General features: G+C 35.1%; 14 protein-coding genes. 4 read left to right on the top strand and 10 right to left on the bottom strand.

The window, feature by feature from the left end:
* Positions 1 to 511 precede the first annotated feature (511 nt).
* From GTR01_RS05870 to GTR01_RS05855, 4 genes are all read right to left on the bottom strand, one after another.
* A complete protein-coding gene (locus GTR01_RS05870; protein ID WP_160136925.1) occupies positions 512 to 2,104 on the bottom strand; it encodes an MFS transporter in 1,593 nt (530 codons plus the stop codon).
* Between the two features lie 102 nt (positions 2,105 to 2,206).
* The gene (locus GTR01_RS05865; RefSeq protein WP_160136924.1) at positions 2,207 to 3,325 is read right to left on the bottom strand and encodes an HlyD family secretion protein; all 1,119 of its coding nucleotides are present in this window, start codon (positions 3,323 to 3,325) and stop codon (positions 2,207 to 2,209) included.
* A 22-nt stretch (positions 3,326 to 3,347) separates the two neighbouring features.
* The gene (locus tag GTR01_RS05860) at positions 3,348 to 4,658 is read right to left on the bottom strand and encodes a TolC family protein (RefSeq protein WP_160136923.1); all 1,311 of its coding nucleotides are present in this window, start codon (positions 4,656 to 4,658) and stop codon (positions 3,348 to 3,350) included.
* Positions 4,659 to 4,747: 89 nt separating this feature from the next.
* Positions 4,748 to 5,593, bottom strand: a complete 846-nt coding sequence (locus tag GTR01_RS05855; RefSeq protein WP_160136922.1) for a helix-turn-helix domain-containing protein — start codon at positions 5,591 to 5,593, stop codon at positions 4,748 to 4,750.
* A 73-nt stretch (positions 5,594 to 5,666) separates the two neighbouring features.
* On the opposite strand from GTR01_RS05855, the gene GTR01_RS05850 reads away from it, so the two are divergent.
* Entirely contained in the window at positions 5,667 to 6,140 is a 474-nt protein-coding gene (locus tag GTR01_RS05850) for a DUF962 domain-containing protein (RefSeq protein ID WP_160136921.1), read from the top strand.
* A gap of 87 nt (positions 6,141 to 6,227) precedes the next feature.
* Entirely contained in the window at positions 6,228 to 7,070 is an 843-nt protein-coding gene (locus GTR01_RS05845) for a DUF4349 domain-containing protein (RefSeq protein WP_160136920.1), read from the top strand.
* 55 nt (positions 7,071 to 7,125) lie between these two features.
* Here the strand turns inward: GTR01_RS05845 and GTR01_RS05840 are convergent, their stop codons facing one another.
* The 6 genes from GTR01_RS05840 to dnaA all read right to left on the bottom strand — a co-directional run bounded on the left by GTR01_RS05840 (position 7,126) and on the right by dnaA (position 11,666).
* Positions 7,126 to 8,136 (bottom strand): hypothetical protein, encoded by a 1,011-nt coding sequence (locus GTR01_RS05840; RefSeq protein ID WP_160136919.1) that lies wholly within the window; start codon positions 8,134 to 8,136, stop codon positions 7,126 to 7,128.
* A gap of 4 nt (positions 8,137 to 8,140) precedes the next feature.
* Entirely contained in the window at positions 8,141 to 8,431 is a 291-nt protein-coding gene (locus tag GTR01_RS05835) for a hypothetical protein (protein ID WP_160136918.1), read from the bottom strand.
* A 6-nt stretch (positions 8,432 to 8,437) separates the two neighbouring features.
* Positions 8,438 to 9,136: an SAM-dependent methyltransferase gene (locus GTR01_RS05830; protein ID WP_160136917.1), complete on the bottom strand. Its 699-nt coding sequence runs from the start codon at positions 9,134 to 9,136 to the stop codon at positions 8,438 to 8,440.
* Positions 9,137 to 9,140: 4 nt separating this feature from the next.
* Positions 9,141 to 9,641: a nuclear transport factor 2 family protein gene (locus tag GTR01_RS05825; RefSeq protein WP_160136916.1), complete on the bottom strand. Its 501-nt coding sequence runs from the start codon at positions 9,639 to 9,641 to the stop codon at positions 9,141 to 9,143.
* Between the two features lie 2 nt (positions 9,642 to 9,643).
* Positions 9,644 to 10,096 carry a low molecular weight protein-tyrosine-phosphatase gene (locus GTR01_RS05820; protein WP_160136915.1) on the bottom strand — a complete coding sequence of 151 codons (453 nt, stop codon included), beginning with the start codon at positions 10,094 to 10,096 and terminating at the stop codon, positions 9,644 to 9,646.
* Positions 10,097 to 10,211: 115 nt separating this feature from the next.
* Positions 10,212 to 11,666 (bottom strand): chromosomal replication initiator protein DnaA, encoded by a 1,455-nt coding sequence (dnaA, locus tag GTR01_RS05815; protein WP_160136914.1) that lies wholly within the window; start codon positions 11,664 to 11,666, stop codon positions 10,212 to 10,214.
* A 136-nt stretch (positions 11,667 to 11,802) separates the two neighbouring features.
* Between dnaA and GTR01_RS05810 the strand changes: the two genes are divergently transcribed.
* Complete coding sequence (locus tag GTR01_RS05810; protein WP_160136966.1) at positions 11,803 to 12,231, top strand: acyl-CoA thioesterase; 429 nt, start codon at positions 11,803 to 11,805, stop codon at positions 12,229 to 12,231.
* Positions 12,232 to 12,363: 132 nt separating this feature from the next.
* Positions 12,364 to 13,212, top strand: a complete 849-nt coding sequence (gene pheA, locus GTR01_RS05805; RefSeq protein WP_160136913.1) for a prephenate dehydratase — start codon at positions 12,364 to 12,366, stop codon at positions 13,210 to 13,212.
* Positions 13,213 to 13,472: the final 260 nt, after the last annotated feature.

Here is a 13,472-nt window from a genome sequence, read left to right as displayed (position 1 = left end):
AAGGCTGGAAGATGGAGGCTGGGAGCAGGAAGTTATCTATGACCTGAGTACAACTAAAAGTTATCAAAACTTCTTTGTGGGAATTCTCTTACGTTGAGCAATAGCAGTTAACCGTCTGTCATAACCTCCTGCTTCCCTCCTTATAAAACTTAGCCTCTATATGAAATGATCCATCTATAAAAATTGAGATATAGCCGCTAAATGTCTATCAGAACTTCCCTCTTCCAGCCTCCAGCTTCCTCCTTATAAACTTAAATTCAATATGAAATCATCATCCATAAAAAATGAAATATAATCGTTAACCGTCTATCATAACTCCCCTCTTCCAGCCTCCCGCTTCCTCCTTATAAACTTAAATTCAATATGAAATCATCCATCTATAAAAATTGAGATATAATCGTTAACCGTCTATCATAACTCCCCTCTTCCAGCCTCCCGCTTCCCTCCTAAAAATCATAAGATCCCAGCCCACCTAAGGACCAGGATCTTACTGTGAAAAACAAGGTATCTTTTACATCGCAGGCCCAGCTGCGTCTTTTATTTCTTCTAATAATCTTTTGCGTTCACGAAGTCTTCTTCTTGCAATAACAGATTTACCTCCAAGTACTCTGACAAATCTGAAATACTGGAATCGTTTTGCCCCAAAATGGTGCGTTGCCACATACAATAGAACTCCGGAACCAACCAAAATAATATATCCGAATATCTTTTTGGTCGCTATAATAATAGCATTCAATTGAATGGTTTTCATATTGGCCATTACATTCTGCGGACTTATAGTCATTCCATCCATATAAACAGCCAGATCTCCTATTGCTGTAACCTGAAAACGATATTGGAACCATGCGTATAAGGTTGAGAAAATACCTACCGCAAGAAAGGTTCTCCAAACCAAGACCAAACCAATGGCAGCAAGCATTTCATCCATTTCAAGTTTATCCAGTGTATAAAACCATACAGAAATAAATAATGAACACATTCCGTACCCTTTCAGGAACATAGGTAAATACCAGTTATCATAACTGAATTCCAGTACCATCGAAAAGTACATAATAATAGCATAGCCCATCATCGCTGAAAATCCTGAAAAAATATACATTTTTAATGGTTTTTCTTTTTTAAACCAAAAGACTGCGATGATTCCGGCTACAATAATTCCGGGAATCATTAACATACTTAGCTTTGCATTCGTCAATTGGTCATAGCCTAAAACTCCTACAGCAAAAGTATTCTGAAGTGAAGCAGTTCCTAAGAACATTCCTAACCAGAATAACATAAACAGGCCATGCTGTACATTATTTTTGGTGAAAATTTTAAATGAAAGATAAGGTCTCTTTAAGGTTAGTTGGCGAATTGAAAGCAATGCAAAACTTACAAAAGCAGCAATACTTGCATTAATTATATTTTGTGAATTCCACCAATCCTGTTGTCTTCCAAAGGCATATACATAAGCCGAAAACATAAAGGTTGAAATAAACAGCAGGATACTCAGCCAGTCGATATAATGCAATGGAACTTTCAGCGCAAAGTATTTATCATGCATAAAAATCCAGTGTATCAATGCCAATGTAAAGCACAGAACTGCTGTAAAAACATAAAAATGCTGCCAGTTATAAAGAAGTGCAAATTCCGCTGAATAATAAACCGCTATCTGATTCATCATCAGGACAAATGTATAGAATACGCCATAAAACATTCCACGATTTCCAATCATTACCATTAATGGCAGGAAGAGTTCTATGGTAACCATCATCTTCATAAATCCGATCAATAAAGCGGAAAAAACAAAAATCATGGGTTGTAAAGTAGTCGCATTGATATAGCTTAGCAATCCCAAAAGAATCAACAGCAGTACCATTTTATCTCTTACCTTGAACCTCATTTTAATTCTGAGGACAACAGGCATACAGGCTCCCATTCCTATCGTGGTCGCATAATTCGCCCACATAAAATATTCTGTCATAGATCCGGTACCACTTACCAGAGAACTTATGTTCCCTGTATACACCCCACCTATCGGCATCACTACGGCAAGCAGCAATACAATCAGCAGGAGCTGTACGGGTTTCGGTACCCAATCGCTATATAATCCTTTGTTGTACATATTTTAGATACTAGAGTACAGATATCAGATAGCAGACTTTACCAATTCAGCCTTCAATCTTTATTCACCATATCAAGTCTGAAATCTGACCTCTGATATCTTTTAGTCTTTATTAATATTCACATTCATATTCATCCCTGCACTCAGCTTCTCAAGATCTTCTTTTTTATTAGAAGCAGTAAACTCTATTCTTACAGGAATTCTCTGTTGTACCTTGATGAAGTTTCCTGTAGAGTTATCTGTTGGTACATTTGAGTATCTTGATCCGGTCGCTGCAGAAACAGCAGTTACTACTCCTTCAAACTTCTGTCCGCCTAAAGCATCAGCCGTCATTATCATCTTCTCCCCTACTTTAACATTAGGCATCTGACTTTCAAGGAAGTTAGCTGTTACCCATTTCTGACCGTTTAACACGATCGTTGCCACTTGCTGACCAGGTTGAATTAATTGTCCTTCAGAAATCGTTCTTCTCCCCATCACTCCATCATAAGGAGCAGTGATAACAGTATAAGAAAGATTAATTCTAGCCATATCCAACGCAGATTTTGTTCTTTTAATCTCTGCATCATTGATTCCTAGTTTGCTTTTCACTTCTGTTGTAGAAAGGTTTGCTGATTGCTTTTGATTGACTAAAGTTTCATAAGCAGCCTTTTGAGCGTCATATTCTGTTTTCACCTGATCATATTGCTGTCTTGTCACAGCTTCCGCAGATAGAAGATTTTTGTATCTGTTTAGGTTTTGTTCAGCATTCCAAAGTCTTGCTTTTGCTCCTGCAATATTGGATTCCATTACATTTACATTATTGGAAACTGTATTTACCGAAGAGCTTGTTGCTGTTTTTTGAGCCATTGCATTTTGGTAAGCTGCTTCAGCTTGTCCTAATTGAGTAAGGATCTCACGTTCATCCAAAATAACCAACGTATCTCCTTTTTTTACTCTTTGGTGCTCAATAAATTTAATTTCTTTGATATAAGCAGAAACTCTGGTATTGATTGGGTTGATGAATTCTTCTACCTGAGCTGCTTCTGTATAGGTTTTATTTCCAATATGAAAGTATTCACGAATTAACCAGAATAATCCAAAACCGATTACCAGAAAAACGATAATATTGGAAATGATCGCTCTGATTTTATTTTTCTTGTTCTGCTTTTTTTTGCCTTCTCCGCTTGGTCTTGCTGGAGTTGGTGTTGTATTTTGAGTAGTTTGTTCCTTGTTTTCCATTGTGTTGATTTCAGTTTAAAAATTAAAGAGTTCCTGTAGATTTCAAAAGGTTATAATATTGATACAAAACATTGATCTCTGCATTGGCATAATCCAGCTCTGATTGTAGTTTCTGGTTTTGTGCATCAATCATTTCAGCCTGCACAGCCAGTTGATTCAGATATTTAGCTTCGGTAATTTTATAGTTTTCCTCTGCCAGTCTTTTGGAATCATTAAGGATGTCTGCCTGCTGAATGGCTTCCTGATATTTGGTATATGCAGCATTTACTCCCATATCTACATTCTGCTGTACCAAAGTCATTGCATCATTGGCCTGGTTCTTCTGCAGTTCACCTAATTTTACTTTTTCTTTTGTTTTATACAGGGTATCGATATTGTAACTAAGAGAAACTCCTGTCTGCCAACCTCCTGAATACATATCCAAGACAGGGTTTCTCGTAGTAATTGGTCTCTGTAAAGTATAGCCACCGAATCCGGCCAGCGTAGGCATATTATCGGTTTTTATAATTTCAATATTTTTATCGGCAACTGCAATATTTTTCTGTGCTGATTTCAACATTGGATTGCTATCATGAGCAAGACTCATATAATAATCCATTCCGATTCCGGCATCTTTATTTTCAAGATTCTCAGTAGGAACGATTTCTGTGTCAGATGATAGACCTAATGCAATATTTAAATTATAATTAAGGATTTTTCTATTGTTTGAAAGGGTCAAAATTCCTTGATCCAGATTTTTAAGAGCCAGCTCACCACGAATGACCTCATTTCTGGTCACCATACCCTGCTGATAGAACTTCTGGATATTTTTAAGACGTTCCTGAGCTAGTTTTTTGTTGTTCTGAAAGACCTCTTCCTGGTTGATGATCTTGTAGACATCCAGATAGTTTGAAATTACTAAAAATCTCACATCCTGTTTGTTCTTCTCAAAATCCAGCTCAGAAAGCTGCTCACGAAGACCGGCCATCTCAATAGATTTGTTTACCAATCCTCCTTTGAAGATCAACTGTGTTGCCTGAACGGCATACGAACTTCCATAATGAGGCATTGGAACTTTTGTAGAATTTGAAAAATCTTTATCAATAACTACTGCATCGCCTAAATAGAATTGGCTTGTAGAAGCCGTGATAGTTGGAAGTTTCTGAAGCTTGGCAACATTGATATTTTGTTTGGCAATATCAATATTCTGAGCAGAAACCTTCAACTGCTGATGATTCTGGATGGCCAAGTCGGCCACCTCACCTGCGGTCATCTGTTTTACCTGTTGTGAAAAAAACAGCGCAGGAAAAGCTGCTATCAGAACTGATAGTGCTGTTTTTATTTTCTTTGTCATTTTACCTTGTTTTACAGATGCAAAGTTAGGGCAACAACAAAATCAATCAAATGTTTGATTTCTGGAAAAAGATGTTCAAATGTAGGATTCTAATTTTCGAACTGATGTCTGTATTGTCTTGGGCTTACTTTCAGATGCTTTTTAAAAAAGTGAGAAAATGCATATTGATCACTAAAACCAAGGATAGAAGAAATCTCAGATACCGGTTTGCTGGAAGAGTTTAAAAGGACTTTTGCTTCATTAATCACAATTAGAGCAATGACATGACTGGCGGTCTTCCCTGTCACTTCCTTCACTACCGATGATAGATGTCTGGTTGTAATGGATTGTCTTTCGGCATAGAACTCAACTGTTCTTTCAGTGAGGTGATGTTCTGAAAGATCTGTGAGAAAAACAAAAACAATCTCTTCCTGTCTGGACATCTGATTCATAGAATTATTGTCTTCTTTGGAAATAATCCCAGCCATTTGATAGCAAAATACAGAAAAAAGATGTTCTACCATTTCTTTTTTATACAACATTTCAGTTTCAGAATCAAGGATGTATTTGAGGAAGTTTACGCTTTTCCATACCACCTCCATTTCATTTTCAGGGAAAGGAACTCCTTTGTTCATCTGTTGTCTGAAATATCGATAGGTAATCAGCCTGTTGAATTTCAAAGACAAAGCAGAAATAAATTCTCTTTTATAGGAAACCATTCTGGATTGAAAATCGTCACTTACAGCTACTACTTCATAAATAGTTTGGGGATCGGTCACCATAAACATATTGGCAGAAACCTCCAGATCACTGAAGTGCTGGCGAAGTTTTATCGTTCCGGATTTAATAAAAATAAATGCGGGATTTTCGGGACGGAAAGGTTTATCAACAGCGATTCTCTCGAAAATATTTTTTTGCGTAAAAATTTCAACTCCGAATTTTTCTAAGGCAGACATAAGACAAATGTAAGCAAACTTATCACTGATTACAAAATTTTATTATTTTAGCACTAATCCAATTCCTGTCAGTATGAGAAAGGTTGATTTATTATTTGCAGAGTATAGTAAAAGCCATAGAAATGCGACTAACAAGTTCATTCATTGGTTTTGTGTTCCTTTAATTTTTTGTTCTATTCTAGGATTTATTTCCCTGATACCTTCCCCCCATTTTTGTATTTCTTACTTTGGATGCATTAGTATAGTAAGTTTTATTGCAGTTATTCTGATCAGTTTATATTATCTAAGACTGTCTTTACTCATAGGAATCACCATGATTTTAATAATGTTTTTAGCAGAACATTTTATCTACCTTACTAATATCAGCCTCGAAAAGCACTCCTGGATTCTTTATCTCGGTGTTTTCGTCATTACATGGGTTTTCCAGTTTATCGGACATAAAATAGAAGGTAAGAAACCGTCTTTCCTTAAAGATATCCAATTCCTATTGATTGGTCCGATCTGGCTTTTAAGCTTTATTCTCAAAAAGACCGGAATAAGATATTAGAGTGTTTGACCTGTACTTTTAAATAATTCTGCCCCCTTGACTTTCTAAGCATAGTTTTTGATAGTATTCATGAAAAATTAACTTTCCATGAGAACGATACTATTCACTTTATTATGCCTTACTCTTATTAACTGCAGTAAACAAAAAGCTGATAAACCGCTATCTGTAAATGCAGATTTAGTAGAAATCATTGATGAGGATAAAATAGCAGGCAATATTCCACCGCCACCTTCTGCTGCAGAAATACCCAATACAACAAACCCTTTAAAGGATAGTATCTCCAGAAAAATCATTAAAAACGGGAATATGAGAATCCAAGTGGGAGATATCAAGAAAACTCAAAACCAAGTCAATGAAATTTTAAAAAAGAACAATGCTTATATCCAGAAAGAAGAATTCCAAAATACAGATATGAATGAAACAATGAGTCTAAGCATCCGGGTTCCTCATAAGAAATTTGATGCACTTGTAAACTCATTCTCTGATGGTGTAGGTTCTGTTCTATCAAAAAATATTTCCTCAGATGATGTTACTGAAGAATATACTGATGTATCCATCAAATTAGCCAACAAGAAAATTTATCTTGAAAAATACAGGGATATGCTTAAAAGTGCTGCCACTACAAAAGATATGTTGGAGATCCAGGAAAAGATTCGTGCGTTGGAAGATGAGATTGATATTGCAGAGGGAAGACTACGCTTTATAGATGACCGTGTAAATTATAGTACTTTAGAGTTAACTTTATATAAAGAAAAAGTAAGAAGTTCTGCCACTTCAAAAATCGGCTTCGGAAGTCGTTTTGTAGATTCTCTTACAGAAGGCTGGAACAGTTTTGTGGCCTTTTTATTAGGAATGATTTCTTTTTGGCCTTTCTTACTACTCATCCCCGTTATCATCGCTCTTTGGAGAAAATGGAAAAAGAAAAAGTAATAAATTTTCTTATCAATTAACAAAGCCGAAACTTTACTGAATTTCGGCTTTTATTTTAATTTGCATATTTCGTGGGAAGATCCGGGTAAACATCTTTTAAAGGAATTGTTATCCCCGCTTTCGAAATTTCTGCTTTTGGAAAAGCATTTTTAAAGACTTTAAAAGTAATAACGATGGGTTCATTTCCTTTTACTTGATTCAGATCTTTAAATGCATCCAAAATTTCCTGACTGTCAAAAGAATAGTTGCTTCCATATTTCTGTGTATTTCCCCAGTCTATTAAAAATCTATTGGGAAGATTTCTTAGCTTTACTTCTTCAAATGTTTCATCATCAGTTTTCATTGATTTATCGTCAAATGCATAAGCTGAAATTTCAGAAATTTTCTCAGCGTTCTCCGTTTCAATTTTTGCTAGCCATGAATATTTTTGAGTAAGAAGATCCGAATACTCTGAGACTCCTTTTAGAGAAGGAAAATCATTATATTCATCACCTGAATACTTTCTATAGACCAACATTTTCAACGTTCCAGGAAATTCTTTTGCCTGGAAATTTCCTATTACTGCTGATTCAACATTCTTACTACCCGAAGGTTCAATCTTCAAAGAGATTTTTCCTTTCGGTAGAATCTCCACTCGTAAATTAGCTCCCAACGTTTTATTCTTCAACGAACTTTCCATTTTTTCTAAGGGAAGTTTTGTATGTAGCTGATAGAACTTTTTCTCTTCAACAGAATAATATTTAATAGATAAAGAATCAGGCAGTAAATCATCCTGTGACCAGGAATAGGCGGAATCGGAACCTTTTTTTGAAATAATTAATTTAGGAGAATTAAAATCTAATCTATTTTCAGATTGATTAAAGGTATTGATAAAAACAGCATCAAGAATCTTTAGCATCCCGGATTTCTCATCTGTTGAATTTGGTTCTACACTTATGATTTTTACCGACCAGCTTAGTTTATTAAATTCCTTCTTATTCACTAAAGTGATTCCATACAAAATAACCAGCACTACAAAAACGCCTGCCAGACAAAAATTCAGATAATCTATGACCGTTTTTTTCATATTCTTAATGTTGATACGCCCTTCCCAATGCTGCTAAATAACTTAGTGCAATAAAGGCCAAAATGGAAATACCTATTATGAAAAAAGTAAAATATTTAAATCCTTTTTTATACTTAGACTCTCCGATAAACAAAGTAAGAAAAAGCGAAATTCCCGGAATGGAAAAACAAGCAATAGCTAAAGGCAAACCTTCCCCCATTCTCATCCTAAAATCTATATAATCAAGGTATTTAATAAGCAATACCTCAATACAAACTAATAGAAAAACGGTAAGAAATGGGTTATTTTTCATCATTGTTTTTTATTTTCCTAATACAAAGACAGCAGGAACTTTATGAAGCTCAGGCTTTTGTTTCTGCCAGTCTTTTATTGTTTTCGTTTTGATAAATTCATGTTCCGGATCATTAATATTGGCCGCAATACAAAGCTTCGTATTGGGAGATAAAAACTTCAATAGGTCTTCAATAAGCTGATTATTTCTATATGGTGTTTCCATAAAAATCTGCGAATACCCTTTTTTTTGAACCAGTCCTTCAAGATTCATCATTTGCTTCTTTTTCTCTCCTTTATCAATGGGAAGGTATCCGTGGAAGGTAAATTCCTGTCCATTAAACCCACTGGATATTAAAGCCAGAATAATAGATGATGGCCCTGAGATAGGAATAACACGGATATTTTTCTCGTGACACCATTTTACCATCAGATTTCCCGGATCTGCAATACACGGCAGCCCTGCTTCTGAAAGCAATCCGAAGTCCTGTCCTTTCAGCATAAGTTGCTGGGCTTCTTTAATATCAGCATTTTCCGTATACTTATCCAATAAAAATAGTTTCAGATCAGCCTGTTTCTTTTCAGGAGCAAAGAATTTAACGACCTTTCTAGCGGTTTTCTCATTTTCCACGAAGAAGTAATCAGTTTGCATAATATATTCCTTAATAACAGGTGCAAAATGAGTGATAGAGGTATTTTCTGATAAGTAGGCAGGGAGTAAAAAAAGCATTGTTTTATTTTTTAGTTCTTTCGTTTAATGATGGTTGTGGGAAGTATTTTGCAAGATCCATGGAGAAGGTTACAGAGGTTATTTTCCAAATTCCGTTAATCTTCATCAGCATCCAGATTTCTTTTCCCCAGTTTTCCATTTTTCCGTCATACCAAAAACTGTAATCGAAATTGGCAGAAGCTACCGCTCCATCTTCAACGATTTTAATATTGTCAAATTTTTCTTCAGACTTGTCATCTTTAAAGCCTTTGATGAAAGCTTTATAATCATCAGCAAAATAATATTCTGCTTTAGGATTTTTCTCCAGACGTTTCGCCTGTGTCCTGTCTTTATAGATTCCAGTCCAAAGTACAGGTTCCTGAAATAACGACAGGTATTGAGCTTCATTTCTTGTTTTAATACTTTCCATAAAGTCATCCATTACTTTAAGTATTTCTTTTTCATCTTTCGTTTGAGCGAAAAAGAAATTAAAGCCAAGTACAAGCAATAATAATAGTTTTTTCATGATTATGTTATTAGGATTTGCTTTCTAATGGCATCACATCCCTTCTCCAAAAGCTGGAAAACATTTTCAAAATCTTTCATATCTCCCCAATAGGGATCCGGAACCTCAGCATTTTCGCGATCTCCCAATACCTCCAGAAACAATGATATTTTCTGACGTTCTTCTTCATTTTTAGCTTTGGAAACAACATCTTCAAGCACACCTGTATCCATACAGTAGATTTTATCAAAAGTTTCATAATCTGCTCTTGTGATAGGCCTGGATCTTTGTCTGGAAATATCAACACTATGATTAGCTGCTGTTGTAATGGCTCTCTTATCCGGATGTTCACCTTCATGCATAGAAATCGTTCCGGCAGAGTCTACCACAAAATTTTCCGGCACTTTTGTTTTCATAATTCCTTCTGCTAAAGGACTTCTGCAAATATTTCCAAGGCAAACCATCAGGATTTTCATAGTCTGATATTTAATAAATTAATCGGCAATCAAAATGGATTGCTGTAACAAAACTAAATAAAAAATGAAGAATACAACTATTCTTCATTTTTAAATATTTTAGATTAAGATCTCCTTACTGCTTAATTCTTTCGGTAAGATCTTTAACGTATTTCTTGATTTCTTTATCAATCTTAGAAACATCTTTGATCGTATCACAAGCATACATTACCGTAGAGTGGTCTTTTCCGCCCATTTCTTCACCAATCTTAGTGAATGTGGAATTGGTAAACTCTTTTGAGAAATACATGGCCAATTGTCTTGGTAATGCGATCTCTCTTTTTCTTGTTTTGGATAGAAGCTGCTCTTTTTTGATTCCAAAATAGTCGCATACCACTTCCTGAATATAAGGAATATTGATAACCTTCTTTTGGTTGGCTGCAATTCTGTTGATCGTTTCCTTTAATAACTCAAGGCTTAAATCTCTCTTATATACTGTAGAATATGCAATTACTGAGTTGATAACTCCAATTAATTCTCTTACGTTTGTCTTAGTTTCAACCGCAAGGAAATCAAGCATATCTCCCGGAAGAACGATTCCGTCTCGGCTTAATTTATCTTCAATGATCTGTCTTCTTGTAGATAAATCCGGAGATTTGATTTCTGCAGAAAGTCCCCATTTGAAACGAGAAACAATTCTGTCCTGAATATCCATAATGTCTGCTGGTGCTTTATCTGAAGTAAGAATGATCTGTTTTCCGTTTTGATGCAAGTGATCAAAAATGTGGAAGAAACTATCCTGAGTCGCTGATTTTCCTGATAAAAATTGAATATCATCAATAATCAGAACATCTACCATTTGATAGAAGTTGGCAAACTCTGTTTGCTTATGTGCTTTTGCAGCAGAAATAAACTGCTGAATGAATTTTTCTGAAGATAAGTAAAGAACTACTTTGTCTGGAAACTGATTCTTTACTTCAAGACCAACGGCCTGACCTAAGTGGGTTTTTCCAACTCCATACCCACCATATAAGAATAAAGGGTTGAATGCTGTAGCTCCTGGTCTTTTAGCAATAGATCTTGCTACAGTAGCAGCAAATTTATTGCTTTCTCCTTCTACATAGCTATCAAAAGAATAGTCTGGTTTCAGGTTAGAATCGATATTTACTTTTCTGATTCCAGGTACCACAAAAGGGTTTACAATATTAGCTGAGAATCCTTGTGGCATTGTTTCCTGTGTTTTTGGAGTAGGAACGCTTTGTCCCTTCATGTTCATGGTAACCGGTTTTTCTTCACCTTTAGGTCTGTTTTCCATTACGGAATACCATAATTTAACTCCTTTTCCTACATTTTTCTTCAGGGCAGCAGAAAGTAAGGACAAGTAATTATCCTCTATATATTCCTTGTAAAAATCGCTCGGTACGATAAGTGTAAGGTTATTAGCTACTAATGAAAGTGGCTGTACCTTATCAAATAACATATCGAAAGATTTTTCAAGTTTTTTCAGGTCAGAATTATCTTCAGCTGCGTTCAGGTTATCGCGCATAAACTGAAGGCATTTCTGCCATATCATCATTAAATTGTCATCCATTTTTATGCCCTGATTATTCTTTTGTTTGTACTGTTTTTAGAAGGGAGACAAAGGTCGAATTTTTTCTTTTTAAAAAAAAATATTGCGGGTATTGATTATTTAAAAATATATTTGTATGTATAATTTAAGACCTAAAATGATACACACAACACACTCAATACGAGTACGTTACGCAGAAACAGACCCCATGAAATATGTATACTACGGTAACTATGCTGAGTACCTTGAAGTTGCCCGCGTTGAGCTCTTCAGAAGTATAGGAATTTCATACGATGAAATTGAAAACCAAGGAATTTGGCTTCCTGTTTCGGAGTACAAAATTAAGTATATTCGCCCAGCTTTGTATGATCAAAATCTAGAAATTCACACTTATATTAAAAAAATCCCCGGAGTAAAAATTGAATTTGAATATGAAATTTACAATGAAGAGCATACTAAAATTACCGAAGCCTCCACTACCCTTTTCTTTTTAGATGCCCAAACCAATAAAATCATGAAGTGTCCGGATTTTCTGATGAAAATTATTGAAGCCAACTGGAAGAGCACTCCAAAAGATGCATTATAAAAAATTGAGACAGGAGACATAGAGTGAGAAAATAGAAATGATCATCACCAACTATTCCTTCATAACCTCATCTATTTACTAATTAATTCGCACCTTTGCACCTTGTATTAACCTATACCTTATAACAATATTATGAAGATTGCATTTTTGGGGCCTCATGCCAGCTTTACTCAACTTGCCGCTGCACAGCTTTTTCCTGATGATGAGCTTTTACCACAAGCCAGCATTCTGGATTGTTTTGGTGCAGTAGAAAGCGGAGAAGCCCTCAAGGCTGTTGTCCCTTTGGAAAACTCCATAGAAGGCACCGTATCAATGACGCTGGATTATTTGTATAAGACACCGTCTATTAAAATTGAAGCAGAAGCTGTAATGCCCATTGCCCACCACCTGATGATTCATCCTGAAAATTCCATTGAGGAAATCGAAAGGATTTATTCGCATCCGCAGGCTCTTGCTCAGAGCTTTCATTTTTTAGATACTCATTACAAAGGAATTCCTAAACAGGATATTTCTTCTACAGCAGCGGCAGCTAAATTTGTTTCAGAAAATAAAGATTCTAAAGTAGCTGCAGTAGCGAATCAATTTGCAGCTAACCTATACGGTTTAAACATCATCAACCGTAATATTCAGGATTTTGAACAAAATCACACCCGATTTATCATTATTTCTAAGCAACAAAACAAATATGATAACAGCCAACTGGAAACATTAGGTGAAAAATCCGGAATGCTGGTTACCCTTCCTGAAGATCATCCTGGAGGGTTACATCAGGTTTTATCTGTTTTTGCCTGGAGAAAAATGAACCTTAGTAAAATTGAATCGAGAACATTAAAAACCGGATTGGGCAATTATTTCTTCTTTATCAATGTAGAAGGCCCATGGGAAGATGTACTTCACGGAAATGCTTTAAAGGAACTGGAATCTATCAAAGCAGATGTTGATTTTCTAGGAAATTATAAAGAATTTCTTTTAGAAAGCTAAAAAAAATACATATAAATTTAAAAAGCACTGTTAAATAACAGTGCTTTTTTATGTGATATACAAGAAAAACAACATTATATAACCCAGTAATATCTGATCTATAAAAATCAATAACTATAAATAATAACCCACATAAAAGGGATTTTTATTTTTTCCAAAACCCTCATATACAAAAGTTTATTTAAAACAGGATAAAAATAACTCGTAATTAAAATATGTAATAATATATATTAAAATATAAATATACATTTAAAAATATT

Source organism: Chryseobacterium sp. c4a, assembly GCF_009900745.1.
In the GTDB taxonomy this organism is placed as follows: Bacteria; Bacteroidota; Bacteroidia; order Flavobacteriales; family Weeksellaceae; genus Chryseobacterium.
The sequence above is the reverse complement of the archived record's forward strand: the minus strand, read 5'-3'. Positions and strand labels throughout refer to the sequence as shown.

Bases quoted from the DNA above. Each gene is read 5' to 3' on its own strand.
- GTR01_RS05870 (WP_160136925.1), bottom strand. From the start codon at position 2,104: ATGTACAACAAAGGATTATATAGCGATTGGGTACCGAAACCCGTACAG.
- GTR01_RS05865 (WP_160136924.1), bottom strand. From the start codon at position 3,325: ATGGAAAACAAGGAACAAACTACTCAAAATACAACACCAACTCCAGCA.
- GTR01_RS05860 (WP_160136923.1), bottom strand. From the start codon at position 4,658: ATGACAAAGAAAATAAAAACAGCACTATCAGTTCTGATAGCAGCTTTT.
- GTR01_RS05855 (WP_160136922.1), bottom strand. From the start codon at position 5,593: ATGTCTGCCTTAGAAAAATTCGGAGTTGAAATTTTTACGCAAAAAAAT.
- GTR01_RS05850 (WP_160136921.1), top strand. From the start codon at position 5,667: ATGAGAAAGGTTGATTTATTATTTGCAGAGTATAGTAAAAGCCATAGA.
- GTR01_RS05845 (WP_160136920.1), top strand. From the start codon at position 6,228: ATGAGAACGATACTATTCACTTTATTATGCCTTACTCTTATTAACTGC.
- GTR01_RS05840 (WP_160136919.1), bottom strand. From the start codon at position 8,136: ATGAAAAAAACGGTCATAGATTATCTGAATTTTTGTCTGGCAGGCGTT.
- GTR01_RS05835 (WP_160136918.1), bottom strand. From the start codon at position 8,431: ATGATGAAAAATAACCCATTTCTTACCGTTTTTCTATTAGTTTGTATT.
- GTR01_RS05830 (WP_160136917.1), bottom strand. From the start codon at position 9,136: ATGCTTTTTTTACTCCCTGCCTACTTATCAGAAAATACCTCTATCACT.
- GTR01_RS05825 (WP_160136916.1), bottom strand. From the start codon at position 9,641: ATGAAAAAACTATTATTATTGCTTGTACTTGGCTTTAATTTCTTTTTC.
- GTR01_RS05820 (WP_160136915.1), bottom strand. From the start codon at position 10,096: ATGAAAATCCTGATGGTTTGCCTTGGAAATATTTGCAGAAGTCCTTTA.
- dnaA (WP_160136914.1), bottom strand. From the start codon at position 11,666: ATGGATGACAATTTAATGATGATATGGCAGAAATGCCTTCAGTTTATG.
- GTR01_RS05810 (WP_160136966.1), top strand. From the start codon at position 11,803: ATGATACACACAACACACTCAATACGAGTACGTTACGCAGAAACAGAC.
- pheA (WP_160136913.1), top strand. From the start codon at position 12,364: ATGAAGATTGCATTTTTGGGGCCTCATGCCAGCTTTACTCAACTTGCC.